The organism is Marivirga arenosa (assembly GCF_030503875.2).
Taxonomy (GTDB): domain Bacteria; phylum Bacteroidota; class Bacteroidia; order Cytophagales; family Cyclobacteriaceae; genus Marivirga; species Marivirga arenosa.
This window is the reverse complement of record NZ_CP129968.2, coordinates 2,025,859-2,043,565: the sequence shown is the minus strand read 5'-3', so window position 1 is coordinate 2,043,565 and position 17,707 is coordinate 2,025,859. Positions and strand designations below refer to the sequence as shown.

The window sequence follows — 17,707 nt, the reverse complement described above, 5'->3', positions numbered from 1 at the left end:
ATAATTTATGGAAGCATTTGAAATGGGCTTTAAAGAATTCTGGGGAAAATTTACAGACTTATTAAATATCGTAATATTTGATATTAAAGGATCAGATTTCACCTTACTTACCTTACTTTTTATCATAATATCGAGTGTATTACTAGTTTTTATTTCTAAAAGATTAAGTAAACTACTGGTAAATAAAGTTTTAAATCGCTACATAAAAGATATTGGCGTAACAAACTCAATAGGTACTATATTTCGATATTTAGTCATCGTAATTGGATTTATTACTATTTTCCAATCTGCTGGCTTTGATCTAAGTACCTTAGGTCTTCTAGCCGGTGCCTTAGGGGTTGGTATTGGTTTTGGTTTGCAAAATGTGACCAACAATTTTATTTCCGGAATCATCATATTATTTGAAAGACCAATTAAAGTTGGAGACAGAATTGAGGTGGGAGATATTAATGGCGATGTGCAATCTATATCCATGCGGTCCACCACAGTGATTACAAATGATAATATTTCGGTTATTGTTCCGAATTCAGAATTCATTAATAGCCAAGTCATAAATTGGAGTCACAACGACAGAAGAGTTCGTTTTAAATTTCCAATCGGTGTATCTTATAATGAGGACCCTGAATTTGTTAAGAAATTGGTTTTAGAAGTTGCTAAAGAAGATGTAGGTGTACTTAATAATCCCGGACCTGATTTGTGGTTTACAGGTTATGGGGATAGCTCTTTAGACTTCAATCTGGTAGTATGGACTTCTGATTACATCCAAAGACCAAGTGTATTAAAAAGCAGATTATATTACGCAATATTCAAGAAATTTGGAGAACACAATATCGAAATCCCTTTTCCTCAAAGAGATTTACATATTCGATCTGGTTTAGAAAAAATACCTATAAAATAATATCAATCAAACTCACCGGTTTGAGTTAAAATAACATTATTATGAGATAAAATAGATGCATATAAATACAACATTATATTGCGAATTTTGAGTCTCAGAAAAATAGAAAATTAAAATACAATGGATAAATATTTCATCATAGATTTTGATAGTACCCTCACTAGAGTAGAAGCAATGGATCTATTGGCTACTATTTCTCTTCAAGGCTTACCTCAAAAAGAAGCTGCTGAAAAAAGGATAAAAGAGCTAACTGATTTAGGAATGAATGGTGAAATTTCATTTAGAGACTCGTTGAAAGAAAGATTATTATTATTAGAAGCTCATGAAGCTCATTTATCTCCTTTAATAGATTTATTAAAGAAGCAAGTCTCAAAGTCATTTGAAAGAAATAAAGACTTTTTTAAAAAATATGCTAAATCTGTTTATGTCATATCCAGTGGATTTAAAGAATACATTACTCCTATTGTTACTGAATTAGGAATCAGAGAATCTCATATTTTTGCGAACGATTTACTTTTTGATGATCAGGGAAAGGTAAATGGCTTTAATGAAGAAAATCCTTTATCACGAGATGGCGGTAAAGCAGAAATCATCAGAAAACTAGACCTTGATGGTGATATTTATGTAATTGGTGACGGTCATAATGATTACGAAATAAAAGCAGCAGGATTAGCCAATAAATTTTATGCATTTACTGAAAATGTCAGCCGTGAAAAAGTGATGGAGAAAGCTGATCATATCGCTCCTTCCTTAGAAGAAATACTTTTTGAAAATAAGATTAATTCTGCTTTCTCATATCCTAAAAATCGAATTAAAGTCCTTTTACTTGAAAACGTTCATCATAAAGGCGTTGAGTTATTGGAGAAAGAAGGATTCACTGTTGAAGAATATCCTGCGGGATTAGATGAAGATGAATTAGCTGAAAAGATAAAAGGGGTTTCTATTTTAGGTATCCGATCGAAAACTCAAGTAACCGCAAAAGTGTTGGAAAATGCCAACAGATTAATGGCGATTGGAGCATTCTGCATTGGTACTAATCAAATTGATTTGGAAACTGCTCAGGAAAAAGGTATTGCTGTATTTAATGCTCCATTTAGCAATACACGATCTGTTGTTGAGCTTGCCATCGGTCAAATTATTATGCTTACTCGTAATATTTTTGATAAGTCAGTATTAATGCACCAAGGAAAATGGGATAAATCGGCAATAGGTAGTAAAGAGATTAGAGGAAAGAAATTGGGTATCATTGGATATGGAAATATTGGAGCACAGCTTTCTGTAGTTGCTGAAAGCATTGGGTTAGATGTTTGCTATTATGATTTAGAAGAAAAACTAGCATTAGGGAATGCAAATAAGATGGGGAGTCTTCGAGAATTACTAGAAACGTCTGATATCATCAGTTTACATGTAGATGGCAGGCCTGAAAACAAAAATATTATTGGTGAGAAGGAATTTGAATTAATGAAAGAGGGAGTAATATTCATTAATCTAAGTAGAGGCCATGTAGTAGATATTCAAGCATTGAAAACCAATGTAGAATCAGGCAAAATAAAAGGTTGTGCAGTAGATGTATTTCCTGAAGAACCAAAGAGTAATAAGGATCCATTTGAATCTGAACTAAAAGGACTACCTAACACAATTTTAACTCCACATATCGGAGGAAGCACAGAAGAGGCTCAGGAAAATATAGGCAACTTTGTACCGAATAGAATCATGGAGTATATCAATACGGGAACAACCACTAATAGTGTAAATTTTCCGAATTTAACCTTACCTAGGTTACAAAATGCGCACAGATTAATACATATTCATAAAAATGTCCCTGGTATCATCGCTAAGATCAATCAATTATTTGCCAAACATGAGATTAATATTGCTGGGCAATACTTAAAGACAAATGAAAAGATTGGTTATGTTATTACTGATATTGAAAAGGCTTATTCCGATGATTTAATTAAAGAGCTAAGAGCAATTGATAACACCATTAAGTTTAGAGTACTTTATTAATATTATAGAACCACTATAAAGCTTTATCAAATCTTATCTTTATAGTGGTTCCTTTATTTTCCTCAGAATCAATTAATAATTCTCCTTCATTTAGATTCACAAATTCTTGGCATAACATTAGCCCTAAACCTGTACCTGTTTCACCTTCGGTACCTCGAATACTATGTTTTGATTCTAATTTGAATACATTTTCTTTTATTTGATCTGGCATTCCAACACCATTATCTTCTACTATAATTTCTACTTTATCATTTAATTCCTGAGCAGATAACTTAATAACTCCACCCCTTTTGGTAAATTTAATAGCGTTATTTAGCAAATTCCGGATCACAAATTCTAATTGATTTTGATCCACACAAATTTTCAAGTTTTCTCCTATTTCTAATTTTAAATCAATATCCTTTTTAGAAGCTATGTTTCTATAAAGAGCATATATAGGTTGAACACTTTCAGCTACATTCAATGTAATTTTATCTACACTAACGTCCTCCATTTGTATTCTTGCCCAATTAATCAGATTATCAGCCATTTTAATGGCATTACCTACTGAGGTCTTAATCTCATTGCTAAAATTTTTGATATCCTCTTTAGAAAAGCTGTCAAAATGATCAGATAAAATATCTGTGAATGATTTTAATGAATTGAGTGGGCTTTTAAGATCATGAGCTACAATACTAAAGAACTTATTCTTAGTGTTATTTAGCTTCTCCAAATGATTCTTTTGAGTCTGGATTATCATTTGCTGTCTCGCCAACTTTTTATTCTTTTTAATATTAATATAAAGGGACCAAACCAATATGATAATAATAATCAGTACAGAAATGATTCCAAAATAGGCTAACTGGAGCCGAGTTGCTTGAATTAAATTTGATTTTTCGAGCTTATCATTCACTTTTTGCAGATAATAAGAATCCTCAACAGATTTTATTAATTCAAATTGATTATTCAGTTGGAGATCTTTTCTTTTTGTATTGATACTTTGAAATTCAGATAAATAAAATTGTAATGAATCGAATTGTTCTAAATTTACATAATACTTTATGAGTTTTAAGTAAATAACTGAAAGCTCATCATCTAATAATGTTAAATTACTATAATCGATTGCTTGTTTTAGGTAATCAAGCATCAGTTGGTTTTGATTTAACTCATAATAGATATCTGAAAGGTTTATAAGTGCATCTACTGTAGCTAATTTTTGGGACTTATCACCTAGTTTTTTAGATATCTCTAGTACTTTTTCAAAGTTTATAATAGCAGAATCTTTATTTCCGATCTTATATTCTAATTTCCCTAAAATATTGTAACATGAGGATAAAACTGATAATTTATTAAGATCAGAATTAATTTGAATTGACTCTTTGACCAATTCTCGACTTTTTTCAAACTCACCACCTAATAAATAAGATTCCGCCAAATTATGGGTAGCTACTCCAATTCTGCTCTTATTTCCAAGACTTCTAAATATAATGAGAGACTTTTCATGGTAGTCAATTTGCTCCTCTATTCTTTTAAGTCTTTTGTAATAATGCCCTAATGAAACATATACATTTGCAATTCCTAAAGAGTCGTTTCTACTCTTAAATATATCTAAGGCTTGTAGAAAGAACTCCAAACTTTGGAAGTGATTATCATTCTGTGAATAAATACTTCCCAATATTCTGTAAGCACTTGCAATACCTGCAGAATCATCTATTTCCTTAGATAAAACTAATGCTTTCTCAGCATTATTAATTGACTTTACCTGATTAACAAACGAATACTCTCGTGCTAATAAATTATAGAGCCTAATTCTAGTTTTCCTATCCAAATGATTTAAATAGATTGAATCTTCTAATTCGGAAATACTTTGAGAAAACGATTTAGGCAAACTCATAATTATTAAACCTATTATCGATATACTAAATACTATGAAATGATTAAATCGAATATTCATTATAGGTAATCATTCTAAAGTTGAATTTCTTTGTTTAAATTAACAAAATAGTAAAATAATAATAAATTTTACACAGATTTAACCTTCTAACTTTGGATACAAATAATTTAAACGATAATAACATATAAAGTTCTTATTTGTTGAACCATAAATTTTTTAAGCATGAAAAAACTAATTGGAATACTTAATTTAATATCTGTTGTTCTTATCATTTATTGGAATTATGTTGTGAGTACAGGTGCTATTAATGGCAACCAAATGGGAAAATTAAGTGATAATATTAATAGCTTGTTTACACCTGCTGGTTATGCTTTTTCTATTTGGGGCATTATTTATACAGGTCTTTTAATTAATGCCTTTTGGTACCTAATTCAAGCGTTCCGGAATAAATATAATGATACATTAGCTCAACAAGGAATATGGTTAATTGTGGCAAATGTAGCTTCTGGAGCTTGGTTATGGTTTTGGTTAAATGAGCAGTTTCTAATTTCTGTATTTTGCATGCTAGGTATTTTAATCTCATTAATGGTAGCCATTGTAAAGTTAGATATGGAAAAATGGGATGCTCCAAAATCAATCATCGGATTTGTTTGGTGGCCTATTAGTTTATATGCAGGTTGGATTACGGTGGCAACTGTTACCAATATTGCAGCCTATTTAAAAACTGAAAATTTTAATGCATTATTTAGTGAAGAAGTTTGGACTATCATTATGATATTAATCACTACGATATTGTTTCTTTATTTCCTTTATACAAGATTTATGAGAGAATTTAACGCGGTAGCAGTTTGGGCGTTAATCGCCATAGCAGTTGAACAATGGGAAGCTTTTCAAGCTATATCCTATACTGCTATTTCCTGTGCTATTATAATTACCATACTATCAATAATTCAAGGATTTAAATACAGAAAAAGCAATCCCTTTTACCCTGATTTTTTAAAGAAATAAAAAAAACCTCTCGATTGTGAATTGAGAGGCTTTGAAGTTCACTAATCAAGTTTTACTTAATAATACAAACTTTTCGTTATCGGCTCTTCTTACTTTATTTATAAATTCTAGAAATTCCTTATATTCTTCTTTAGGATATTCTCCATCATTAAAAATGAATTGCCTTGTATAAATCACTTCTTCAGCATTTTTTGTTAGTTTTCGAGTATAGCTCCCATACTTATTCCTAAATTCTAACTCGTCAAATTTAGACTCCAATTGATGATACTCTCCTAGTTTATACACAATAGTGTCATTCTGACTAAATCCATATCTCACTTTTATAGGAGTATTCCTTTCCAAATCATTTATATGAGGTAAAAAATTATCTAAATATCGAGATGGATTTAAAAATTTTCTATCCCCCATTTTCACATATTCATTATCAGAACTTATAATAAGACTATATCCTGCTTTTGGTACCTTTCCTTCCTGTACTTCCTTGAGCTCTATATTCTCTAATTTAGCTCCGCCCCATTCATGATTTCTCCGCATCCAATCTTCAATTGATTTACTATCTTTCACATATAAATTATGAAATCCATAATTATCAATTTCAATTCCAGTATAGCTCCTAGAAAAATCTACAGAAGTTATTGCATTAGAAAGATCAACTTCTACTTTAGTAATTTGAAGATTGTCCTCTGGTTCATATTTAGTAGTATGTATTAATTTTCCTCCTTCTGGAGTAATCATAAGAGCATTTCTATCACTGGTAAATTTACCTATATAGCCAAATGGGTTAGTTTGAGAAGTGCATTCAAGAAAAATAGTATCTGATTCCATAGGAACACTAACTATTGCATGATTGAAATGTGCATTAGGAAAATCCTCATTTATTGATGTAGGATGAGCACCAGCCTTAATAAGAGTGTAATAACTACTAATACCATATCTATCAAGCAAAACTTGAGTATAATTCGATAGTGCTTTACAATCTCCATATTTCTTTTCATGTACAAAAGACGCTTCAAAGGGTTGCCAACCCCCGATTCCTAATTGAATACTTACATATCGATTATTATTTTGTAGGTAGTCATACACAATGGCAATTTTCTCCATTTGAGATGAAGCCTTTAAAACTCTTTGATCTAAATCTGATAGGTCTACTCCTTCTAAGCTTTGTCTTTCAGCATTTAATATTGAAATCCATTTTCCAAAATCTTTCCATGAATGCATACTTCCTTTAAATCCATCCATTTGAAAAAAATTAGGTGCAGTTTGTAATAATGGTGCATAGTCAGCTAAATAGTTATTAAAATATTCAAACTCAATCGCATCTAAATCTTTAACTTCCCATGCATATGTTTTAGTATTTCCTTCTATAGTAATCTCGGGTTCATTTAGCTTGAAAGCTTTATAATGAAAATCATAATTAGATTTATCCACCACTGTAAAAGAAGCCCTTTTTACTTCCATATTTTCTTCAAAAACAGGTTGCCAAACAGGAAAATGAAGAGAGCCGGTTTTTGTGACTTCATAACTTATCTTAATAATATAAGGATATGAACTCAAAGAAGGCTCATAATATTTCACTCTGGCATCTGAAGCCAAACTTCCTGAGCCCATAGCATAATCTTGAAAATCTTTTAGATTAATCTTATCTATTTTGCTACCATCTAATGAAAGAATTAATACCTCTGCATCTTCTACTTCAGTAAAATCATCGTATGGAATCATAACTTGTTTTGCTCTAGATGCATATTTATTATGAATAATGGCAGAATATTCATAGTTAATTACCGATTTATTATCTGCATGAATAGTAAATGTCTTTTTACTATTTATTACTGTTGAGTTCACTTTTATAGAACTGCTAGAATATCCAATAAAATTTGTTAGACAGAATAAAATCGTAAAAAAAAATGTTCTCATATCTTTTTCAAAATAATTAGTTCTGAATGCTTCTTCTCAATGAGTTCATAGAATTGTTTAAGATGCTGATATTCTAAAGTTGAAAATAAGGTTTTGTCTATTTTAACATCACTTTTAAAGTTTATTATGTTTCCATTTTGGCTAACTTGAAAAACAAATGAACCTGCCTCTCCGGGTAATCGAACTAGTATGCTTTCTGGCAATTCTGCATTGTATCCATCAGGTATGGTTAATGTATTAAATACAGTATAGCTTTGGGAATAGGCAAAGTCAATAGATGAAAACCTATTTTCTTGTTTAAAAGGATTTTTTTCAATTGTACTCCAAGTGGGTGTCTCAAGATAAATCACCTCATTCCCACCGGTTGATTTTGATAAATTAAATTTCAAATCTATGGGTTGTGAATAATCTAATTCTGATACCCCAAATTTGGAAAATTCATAGTTTTCAAATTCTGAAGAAAATTCATTTTGATATTTTTCTAATGATTCTTTTTTTATAGAATTTATTGTTTGAATAGCAGCATAACCTTTTTCCCTAGTGCTGACTTCGCTTACTATAGAATCAAACCCTACTGTAGTTTTTATCATTGCGTAATTAGAGTAAGTGGAGTTTTGTTTAAGGTTTATCCAAGCCCCCCCACTTTCACTAACCATCCAACCATTCCCATTTCTGCATCTTCTTGGTAGTAACCCAAATGAAAGTCCACTTGTTAAATCACAAAAGAAGCTCTTTTCTCCAATTTGAACTAGAGCAATTAAATAATTAAAATCATTGTAAGACGGATAAACTGGATGAACAGTTCCATTTCCTCTTGTACTTAAAATAACCGGAAAAGCATTGATTCCATGTTCTCTTAATGCTGCAATAAGGGTTAGGTTAAGACCTGCAACATTACCCACCTCATCATTATAGACCTTTCTACCTGCATCACTACTTAAAAAAGTATAAACCTCATTCCAACTTAAAAGTTTATTCAAATGATTATAGATTTCAACTGCTTTTCCAAGCTCTTCTGAACTTGAAGGCTCAAAATCTTTAATAAACCGACCATTCTCGATGGTTCTTCCAAGAGAAGAACTTTGAAGCATTTCTTTATTAAAAGTAGGATAATTGCCTGCTACCATTTCCATAGCACTGTTTGGGAAATTTGTAGAGATTAATTGAAATTCTATGCGACTTGGCACATCACTTCGATTATTCATATAGGGCTCATCTTCTAATGGTAAAATATTTTTAGCTATCATTCTAGAGAATCTATCATTAGATGTCATTGTACCACTTCCTCTATTTATTTTACCATCACTTCCAATATTATTCCAGCTTATTCTATAATCATTTCTCCTCTCCTCATTTTCAAATTCTGCTAAAACAAGATTCCCCAATTGATTGGCTTGATAATTAAACCACTCAGGTAATGAATATCTGAATTCACTGTAGGCTACCGGAATATCTTTTTGAAAATGCCATGTATGTAAATTTGTGATGTAATCAGAGTCCTTTTCGTAATAATATTCGATTACAGTACCTTTTTTAACATTTGGAATTGCAAAACTATATTCAACCCAATAATCACTTAGACGTTTCTTAAATACCTCTTTTGATCTTAATTTAGTTTCTTCAATTTTACCATCAACAATATTGTAGGAATATGCTTTAATTGAGCCTATCTCTTCTTTTGACATTCCCTTTTCAGGTTCATATGCTCTTATTTTTATATTTGCTACATCATCAGCGTCAGTAATATCAAATACTTTCTTCCTAACCCCAACCCTAAGTTTATATTTCCATCCGTCTTGCTCTGTATAAAAGAAATCTAAATCTCCGTATTCAGAAATGATCATTGAGTTTGCTTCGGGATAAAATGAACAGGAATCGGGACCAAATTCACTTTTATCTATTTTCCCTACTTTGAATGGATATCTTTGACCAGAAACTACTGTAGTAAGGAAAACAGTTGAAATAATCAGTAATAAGTTTTTTAGCATAATAATTAATATTTAATGTTAGCAAGATAATTGATAAAATTAAATATTAAAAGATTAGTAAATACATATCTAACGGTTAAAAATATTGTTAACTATAATACTATAATTTCCTTAGAACGATCCTCTCATTATGCTTTTCCTCAATAAGCTCATAAAATTGTTTGAGTTGTTGGTATTCCTGAGGTAAAAATTCTGTTTTCATAATCATGATATCACTTCTTATACTAATTGTGTTTTTACTTTGACTGACTTGAAAAATAAACTGACCTCCATTATCTGGAATTTTTATTAATACGCTTTTTGGCAATTCAGCCTCATACTCTTCTGGAATGAGATATGTAGCATATACTCTGTAGTTTTGTTGATATGCAAAATCAACAGTAGAGAATCGTTCTTCTTTAATAAAAGGATTATTCTTTATAGTACCAATTGTAGGGATTTCTAAATTTATAATATCAAGATTATTTAACCGAGACTTAACCTCATATTTTAAATCAAAAGAATTCGAATAGTCAATATCTGATACCGTTATATTACTGACTTCTTCATGCTCATAATTTGATTTTAATTTTTCAATTAAACCTTCTTTTGTGTATTCTTTTATATCTTTAAAACTATTTATTGCAGCATAACCATCACTTCTTCTTGTAATGTATTTTATAATTGAATCTTTCCTTATTTCAGCTTTAATCACGTTCATTTGAGCATAATTAGAATTATGCTTTAAATCAATCCATTTACTATCAGAATTATTCACCAACCACCCTTTTCCATTTCTGCACCTCATAGGTAATTGTCCAAAAGGTAAATCTGATGATAAATCACATAAGATATCTTCTCCATCTACATTTAGATATGCTATTACATAATTAAAATGATCGAATGAAGGATATATTGGATGTGGTATTCCATTTCCTCTCGTACTTAAAATTACTGGATGTGATTCAATACCAACTTCTTTTAGCGCAGCTATCAAACTTAAATTCAAATCCCCAACGCTTCCTTCTTTTTCATCATATATTGTTTTGCTTGATTTATTACTTGCGAACGAATATTTTCCATTCCATGAAAGTCTACCGTTTAAATGTTTATATATTTGTAAAGCCTTTTCTTTATCATTATCTGCGTCAAATTTTAAATCTTTGATAAACCTTCCCTGCGATAATCTCTTTCCAAAATAACTGATTGACATTAATTCGTTTGAAAATTTGGCATAGTCCCCATTGATGATATCTACTGGTCCATCAGGAAAGTTTATGGACATTAACTGAAACTCTATTCTACTTAGTAAATCATCCTTATTATTCATAAATGGCTCATCTGGTAAAGGAGGTACATCTTCAGCTACTAAATAAGTAACCTGATTATTTGACCTCATAGTAGTACTACCTCTATTTCGTTTACCATCTTTACCTAAATTAGACCATGAAACTCTGTAGTCCCTTTGAAAATTTTCAGTTTTAAATTCAGTTAAAAAGCGATTACCTAATTGAATAGACTGATAATTAAACCACTCAGGGAGTGAATACATAAATACACTGCTAGCTACAGGAATATCTTTTTGAAAATACCAAGTTTCTAAATTGTTAATGAGTTGAGAAGTCTTAGTGTAAGAATATTCAATTACCGTTCCTTTTCTAACATTAGGGAAGTTAAAACTATATTCCACATGACTTTCATCTATTCTATTTGTAGATATATTCTCTTTATTAAGCTTTTCTCTTTCAATCTTATCATTTACAATATTATAGATGTAGCCTTTGATATTTGATAGATGTTCCGCAAGCCTGCCCTTTTCTGAGTCTAGAATTTTTATATTAATCTTCTCTATTTTATTGTTATCTTTTTTGTCAAAGATCTTTTTTCTAACACGAACATTTAATTTGTATTTCCATCCCTCTCTTTCCTCGTAAAAGAATTCAATATCTCCATATTCAGCAAGTATCATAGATTTAGCTTCTGGATAAAATGAACAAGAATCTATTTCAAACTGACTTTTATCAACTTTACCTAATTGGAAAGGATATTTTTGACTGTAGACTGAACTAGTAAGGAAAATGATTGAAAGTAGTAATACTAAGCTTTTAAGCATGAAATTCATTATTTAATTAAACTCGAATATATTGATTATAACTAAGGATTTAAAAGTTTAAACTAAATAGTTTTAAAGAATAATATCGATAAATAATGTAGTAAATCAGGCTCTAATTAAAACAAAAAAACCTCTCAAATATCCCTGAGAGGTTTTATCGACCTTTGAAGTCTTGAGTAGTACACTTGGAAGGAGTTAATGCATTTCAACATATACAACTGACTGTTAATTTATTACAGTGAATATATAAAATCGGTATAAGTATTAGTAAAAGTGCTTTTTGGTCTTTCGGAGTCAATCGATTATCCTGCAAAAGTTATTAATCATGAAAATATCAAAAAGGGATAAGGATAATGTCCCCCGTTCATTTTTCATCTCTTTTGTCTTGTTCTGTTCCTTTGTGTCATAGGTCTCAGTAGATTTGATTTAGTCCAACCAAACCATACAATTTTTTTCTTACATTTTCTCTTCTTAACCAAAGTCAATTTTTGTATAAATCCATTGCTCTAATTTTGGAAATAATTATAAAACCCAAATTATGAGTGAATATCAAATAAATCTATCGCAAACAGCATTAGCTAGAATAACAGGAGTGCTATACTTGATAATCATAATATGCGGACTATTAAGTGGCATGGCAGTAAGAGCTGAATTGATTAATATACAAAATCCTTTAGAAACTATTCAGAATATTATTCATAATGAAATGCTATTCAGAGTAGGTTTCCTGCTTGATTTAATTATGGTCATTAGTGATGTTCTAATCGCTTTAACATTCTTCTTTTTATTATACAAAGTCAATAAAATAATAGCAATCACTGCAACGATATTTAGGCTTGTTCAAGCCACAATATTAGGTATCAATCTACTCAATCTATTTTCTCCTTTACTGTATTTGGACAGTTTTACAATTGCAAATTTTAATCAGCAGCAACAAATTGCATCTGCAGTAGCACATGACTTATTAGCCTTTGAATACGGATACCTAATTAGTGGCGTTTTCTTTGCTATTAATTGTTTTGGAATGGGCTATCTAATCATTAAATCTCAGATCATTTCAAAATTCTGGGGTTATTCGATAGGTGTTGCCGGATCTGCATATCTTATTAATTGCATTATCAATTTCACCATTCCTTTCTATTCAGAATACTCTCAAATTTTAGTCTTGATTTTTGCCGTGTTTGCTGAGTTGGGCTTGTGTCTTTACCTAATTACAAAGGGAACTAAAAAAACTACATTCTAAAATAACTTAATAACTATACCTTTTCATTTACTTAAAAAGATAAGATCATGAAAATGAACGCAATATTTTATATAAAAACTAGGGGTATTCGCTCATTTAAAAGCTCAGAAACCAAAATACCTTTATTAAAAAACAACGAAATTTTGGTTAAAGTAAAAGCCTCTACCCTTACTACAGGAGATGTCGCAAGCATTAAAATGGGGCTGCTGCAATCAGGAATGCCAATAACTGGGTCCGAATTTGCGGGTGTAATAGAGCAACTTGGTCTAAATGTTTCAAACTTCAAAGTGGGAGATAGAATATTTGGATATAAAAATTCTGGTGCACATGCAGAATATATAAAGCTTAGTCCTAAAGATGTATGGGCCATTATTCCTGAGGATGTCAGTTTTCAGCATGCGGCAGCTATTCCGACTGGAAGCATGTCAGCACTCCATTTTTTAAAGGCTGCAAAGGCCTCAAGAGGTCAAAACATCTTGATCTATGGAGCATCAGGGAGTGTTGGGTCATATGCTGTTCAAATTGCTAAGAGATTAGGACTTCATGTTACCGCAGTCTGTAGCAAAAAAAATATGACAATGGTTGATACTCTAGGGGCAGATATTGTATTAGATTACAATACTAATACCTTTAAAAATCTAGACCATAAATTTGATATTATTTTTGATTGTGTAGGAAAGCTCGACTATCACAAGTTCTCAAAGTTAGTTGCAAAAAGAGGAGCCTTTGTTACCACTCAATTAAATCTTAGTTCTGTCCTTCGAAAAATCACAAATATATTTTCATCATATCGCTATGTTATGGGAATTGCCAGTTCTACTAAAGAAAGATTAAAAGAAATCATTGCTATAAATGCAGAGCGGAAACTATCTATAGTGATTGATAGATCCTTTGAAATGACCGAAATAGAATCTGCTTTTCAATATATAGTATCCGGACGAAAAAAAGGAAATGTCATCATTAACATTGACCCTGATGAGGAAAATTATGGTGAAAAGAAAGAGAAATAATCTGGGACATTTATGCTTTCTTAAGATACCTTAATTTTTTTCTACAATCCGGATTATACATTTACCCCTGTAAAATCAAGATTAAGTCATTAATTAAAATAATTAATCATGCCACATTTTGTAATAGACTGCTCTGAGCAGATTATTAAATTAGAGACACCAGACAATATCATGCAAAAAGTGTATGATACAGCTGAATCAACTGGATTTTTTACTCCTGAAGACATTAAAGTAAGAATCAATCCATTCCAATATTATACGACTGGAAATACAAGTGATAACTTCATCCATGTCTTTGCCAATATTATGCAAGGCCGAAATACAGAACAGAAAGCGAACCTCTCAAAACAAATAGTTTTAGAGCTTAAAGCAATGTTTCCTGAAGTACCTATTATTTCTATAAACATAAGGGATTTTGAGAAAGCGACTTATCGTAACAAAAAAATGGTTTAAAAACAAAATTCGTAATTATGAAAACCCTTTTAACATTAATAATTTTTCTCTTGATATCTTCTTCGGGCGTGTCACAAAACCAAAGCAGATTAATCACGAGCGAATTGGAGCAGATTTACAATAAAAGCACTCTTGTAGGTTTTGGTGTGGCTATTTTAAACAAGGATAGTATTGTTTATTCAAAAGGATTTGGGTATTCAAACAAAGAACTAGAAAAACCTTATACAACTAATACTGTACAGCCTATTGCATCAATTTCTAAGACGTTATTAGGCATTGCTTTAATGAAAGCTCAGGAACTTGATTTATTACAGCTAGATGAGGCAATTAATACGTATTTACCTTTTAAAATATATAATCCAAGGTATAAGACCAACCCCATTACAATTAGGCAATTAGCAAATCATACATCGAGTATTTTAGATAGTGATGATTATAATAGGATTTATATATTTAATGATAGTATTCCACAATTTTATAAGCACCTTCCTGAAAATATACAACAAAATGTAAAGGAAGACATCAAGCGTTTTAACAACAATAAAATGATGTCTGCATCAAACTTTATTAAAAACCAATACAATACTGCAGGAATATGGTATACTCCTGAAAATTTCTCTAATAATGCCCCCGGAACTTCTTATAAGTACAGTAATATGGGAGCCAATATAGCCGCCTATATCATTGAACTTGTAAGTGGTGCTAGTTACACAGATTTTCTTCAAAAGCATATTTTAAACCCATTACAAATGAATGCCTCAGGTTGGCATTCAAAAAGCAATCCATTAAAAAATAGGTCAACATTATATTGGTATGGTTATCCAATCCCAAATTATGAGTTTATCACCTATGGTGATGGCGGTTTTATGACAAATATTGAAGATTTTAGTAAGTTTTTGTCTGCTGTAATCAAAGGCTATTGTGGAGAACAAAATGTTATAAAAGCTTCTAGCTACGCAAACATGGTAAAAGACCCTAGTAATGATAATTTTAAAAAGAATATGTTTTGGAATATTGATGATGAAAAAATAGGACACAGTGGTAACGATCCTGGAGTTATATCTCATGCCTATTTTATGAAGAAAAACAAACGTGGAATCATCGTTTTCGCCAATTCATCTGAGACCGAAAACGATATGCAATCAGTTAGAGAAATATACCGCGCTCTTTTAAAGTACAGTAACCAATTTGAACATTAGCGTAAATGAAAAAAGCAACAGTTGTATTCATAATTTGCTATTTATCTGGTATTTTTGGCATTGCCCAAAACAATCACACCAATAATATTGTAGGTACCAATCACTATATTAAATCAAAGGTATTAAACGAGGAGCGACAAATACAAATTTATCTTCCACCTCATTATAAAAATTCAGAAGAAAAATACCCAGTGCTTTATGTGTTAGATGGTCAACGGTTTTTTTTGTATGCTGTGAGTTTAAGTCAAACTTTCAATCAGTTTCAATTAACTCCAGATTTTATAGTTGTTGGAATTAATACGGACTATCCAAAACGGTTTCAAGATTTAGGAGATGGCAAAGAAAGGTTTATTGAGTTTCTTGAAAATGAACTTACAGAATATATAGATCTAAATTTTAGAACTAATGATGAAAACCTAATTTTTGGCTGGGAATATGGTGCAAGTATGGTGTTTAATACCATGCTATCAACCCCAACTTTGTTTGATGGACATATCATGGCAAGTGGTTACCCAATAATAGATTCCATAGATAAGTTAAACGATGTTTCAACATTACATACTAATCTATATTTTTCTGTAAGTCCAGATGAATATGATGTAAAACATAGTGCCATCAAATTAGACTCATTACTGTCACAAAAACATATTAAAGGATTGCACTGGTCTTTCTTAAATCTTGAAATAGAACAACATCAATCAACTGCCTACCCTACCCTTTATCATGGAATTCGAAATCACTTCCAATTCTACCCAGAATTTGAAACTAACAAACTTCAAAATTTTGTAAATGCAGGTGGTATGGATTATGCCAATCATTATGTAGTGGAAAGAGCCAGAAGACATGGCTTTTCTCCAGAGCTTTCTTTATGGTCTAAATTTACAATCATTAGATGTGCGATGAGAGCAGAAGATTTCTATCACTTTGAAACACTGATAAATAACTTACATAAAACAGAATTCTTAAATGACTTGATGAATGGTAATATGGAATATGCCGTTTACAATTTTGCAAACTTTTATGAAAAACACAAGCATTTTAAAGAAGCCATTGCCTTATATGATCTTTTATTAAAAAAGTATCCCCATTCAGAAATATTATTGAAAAAGAAAGCAATTGCAATCAACCAAATTAAGGAATAATACTATGAATACATTAAAAATTAATAACCTAGAACTCACTTATAAAAACGGTCATCAAGCAATTCAAAATATTTCCTTGGAAATTAAGAATGGAATGTTTGGTTTACTTGGCCCAAATGGTGCTGGAAAATCTTCTTTGATGAAAACCATCGTTGGACTCCAAAAGCCAACCTCTGGCAGTATTGATTTTAATGATGTAGATATTGTAAGTAAACCTGACTATATCCAAAAAAAATTAGGATTTCTACCCCAAGATTTTGGAGTGTACCCTAAAGTAAGCGCATATGATTTGTTACATCATATCGCTATTTTGAAAGGCATCGAGAACAAGGATGAACGTGAAGCCCAAATTCGACTTTTATTAGAAAAAGTAAATCTATGGGATTTTAGGAATAAAGAAGTACATACATTTTCAGGCGGAATGAAACAGCGTTTTGGTGTGGCTCAAGCCTTACTTGGAAAACCTAAAATTGTTATTGTAGATGAACCTACTGCTGGTCTGGATCCTGAAGAGCGCAACCGATTCAATATGTTATTAAGCGATATCAGTAGTGAGGTTATCGTAATTCTGTCTACGCATTTAGTTGAAGATGTAAAAAATCTATGTTCAGAAATGACCATTATGAACAAGGGGCAAGTATTAAAAACAGGTAAACCTAAAGAACTGATTGATGAACTGAGAAACAAGATCTGGTCAAAGCCCATCAAAAGCGATCATCTGGATAAGTATCAATCAAAATATCAAGTCATTAGTAAGCAATTAATTGAGCGTGAGCTGTATATCACCATCTTTTCGGAAACGGAACCTACAGGTTTTGAGCCTGTAACGCCTCTTCTGGAGCATGTCTATTTTAAAACGCTTGCCTAAATCATTTACAAT

The 17,707-nt window shown here is 31.1% G+C and carries 13 protein-coding genes; 9 read left to right on the top strand and 4 right to left on the bottom strand.

The window, feature by feature from the left end; translation table 11 throughout:
• Window positions 1–7: 7 nt before the first annotated feature.
• Both QYS47_RS08760 and serA read left to right on the top strand, forming a co-directional pair.
• Entirely contained in the window at window positions 8–898 is an 891-nt protein-coding gene (locus QYS47_RS08760; protein WP_322345573.1) for a mechanosensitive ion channel family protein, read from the top strand.
• 120 nt (window positions 899–1,018) lie between these two features.
• Entirely contained in the window at window positions 1,019–2,905 is a 1,887-nt protein-coding gene (gene serA, locus QYS47_RS08755; RefSeq protein WP_322345571.1) for a phosphoglycerate dehydrogenase, read from the top strand.
• 13 nt (window positions 2,906–2,918) lie between these two features.
• Here serA and QYS47_RS08750 read toward each other — a convergent pair whose 3' ends face one another.
• The gene (locus QYS47_RS08750) at window positions 2,919–4,778 is read right to left on the bottom strand and encodes a tetratricopeptide repeat-containing sensor histidine kinase (protein WP_322345570.1); all 1,860 of its coding nucleotides are present in this window, start codon (window positions 4,776–4,778) and stop codon (window positions 2,919–2,921) included.
• A gap of 222 nt (window positions 4,779–5,000) precedes the next feature.
• Between QYS47_RS08750 and QYS47_RS08745 the strand changes: the two genes are divergently transcribed.
• Window positions 5,001–5,786, top strand: coding sequence for a hypothetical protein (locus QYS47_RS08745; protein ID WP_322345569.1), 786 nt, complete (start codon window positions 5,001–5,003; stop codon window positions 5,784–5,786).
• 45 nt (window positions 5,787–5,831) lie between these two features.
• Here the strand turns inward: QYS47_RS08745 and QYS47_RS08740 are convergent, their stop codons facing one another.
• The 3 genes from QYS47_RS08740 to QYS47_RS08730 all read right to left on the bottom strand — a co-directional run bounded on the left by QYS47_RS08740 (window position 5,832) and on the right by QYS47_RS08730 (window position 11,780).
• Window positions 5,832–7,628 (bottom strand): DUF3857 domain-containing protein, encoded by a 1,797-nt coding sequence (locus tag QYS47_RS08740; RefSeq protein WP_322345567.1) that lies wholly within the window; start codon window positions 7,626–7,628, stop codon window positions 5,832–5,834.
• A 68-nt stretch (window positions 7,629–7,696) separates the two neighbouring features.
• Window positions 7,697–9,688 (bottom strand): hypothetical protein, encoded by a 1,992-nt coding sequence (locus QYS47_RS08735; protein WP_322345566.1) that lies wholly within the window; start codon window positions 9,686–9,688, stop codon window positions 7,697–7,699.
• A 100-nt stretch (window positions 9,689–9,788) separates the two neighbouring features.
• Window positions 9,789–11,780, bottom strand: coding sequence for a DUF3857 domain-containing protein (locus QYS47_RS08730; RefSeq protein WP_322345565.1), 1,992 nt, complete (start codon window positions 11,778–11,780; stop codon window positions 9,789–9,791).
• 538 nt (window positions 11,781–12,318) lie between these two features.
• Between QYS47_RS08730 and QYS47_RS08725 the strand changes: the two genes are divergently transcribed.
• The 6 genes from QYS47_RS08725 to QYS47_RS08700 all read left to right on the top strand — a co-directional run bounded on the left by QYS47_RS08725 (window position 12,319) and on the right by QYS47_RS08700 (window position 17,695).
• A complete protein-coding gene (locus QYS47_RS08725) occupies window positions 12,319–13,023 on the top strand; it encodes a DUF4386 domain-containing protein (RefSeq protein WP_322345563.1) in 705 nt (234 codons plus the stop codon).
• Between the two features lie 47 nt (window positions 13,024–13,070).
• The gene (locus QYS47_RS08720; RefSeq protein WP_322345562.1) at window positions 13,071–14,033 is read left to right on the top strand and encodes an NAD(P)-dependent alcohol dehydrogenase; all 963 of its coding nucleotides are present in this window, start codon (window positions 13,071–13,073) and stop codon (window positions 14,031–14,033) included.
• Window positions 14,034–14,141: 108 nt separating this feature from the next.
• A complete protein-coding gene (locus QYS47_RS08715; protein WP_322345560.1) occupies window positions 14,142–14,486 on the top strand; it encodes a 5-carboxymethyl-2-hydroxymuconate Delta-isomerase in 345 nt (114 codons plus the stop codon).
• Between the two features lie 17 nt (window positions 14,487–14,503).
• Complete coding sequence (locus tag QYS47_RS08710; RefSeq protein ID WP_322345558.1) at window positions 14,504–15,685, top strand: serine hydrolase domain-containing protein; 1,182 nt, start codon at window positions 14,504–14,506, stop codon at window positions 15,683–15,685.
• A 5-nt stretch (window positions 15,686–15,690) separates the two neighbouring features.
• Entirely contained in the window at window positions 15,691–16,827 is a 1,137-nt protein-coding gene (locus QYS47_RS08705; protein WP_322345556.1) for an alpha/beta hydrolase, read from the top strand.
• A gap of 4 nt (window positions 16,828–16,831) precedes the next feature.
• Window positions 16,832–17,695 carry an ABC transporter ATP-binding protein gene (locus QYS47_RS08700; RefSeq protein ID WP_322345554.1) on the top strand — a complete coding sequence of 288 codons (864 nt, stop codon included), beginning with the start codon at window positions 16,832–16,834 and terminating at the stop codon, window positions 17,693–17,695.
• Window positions 17,696–17,707 lie beyond the last annotated feature (12 nt).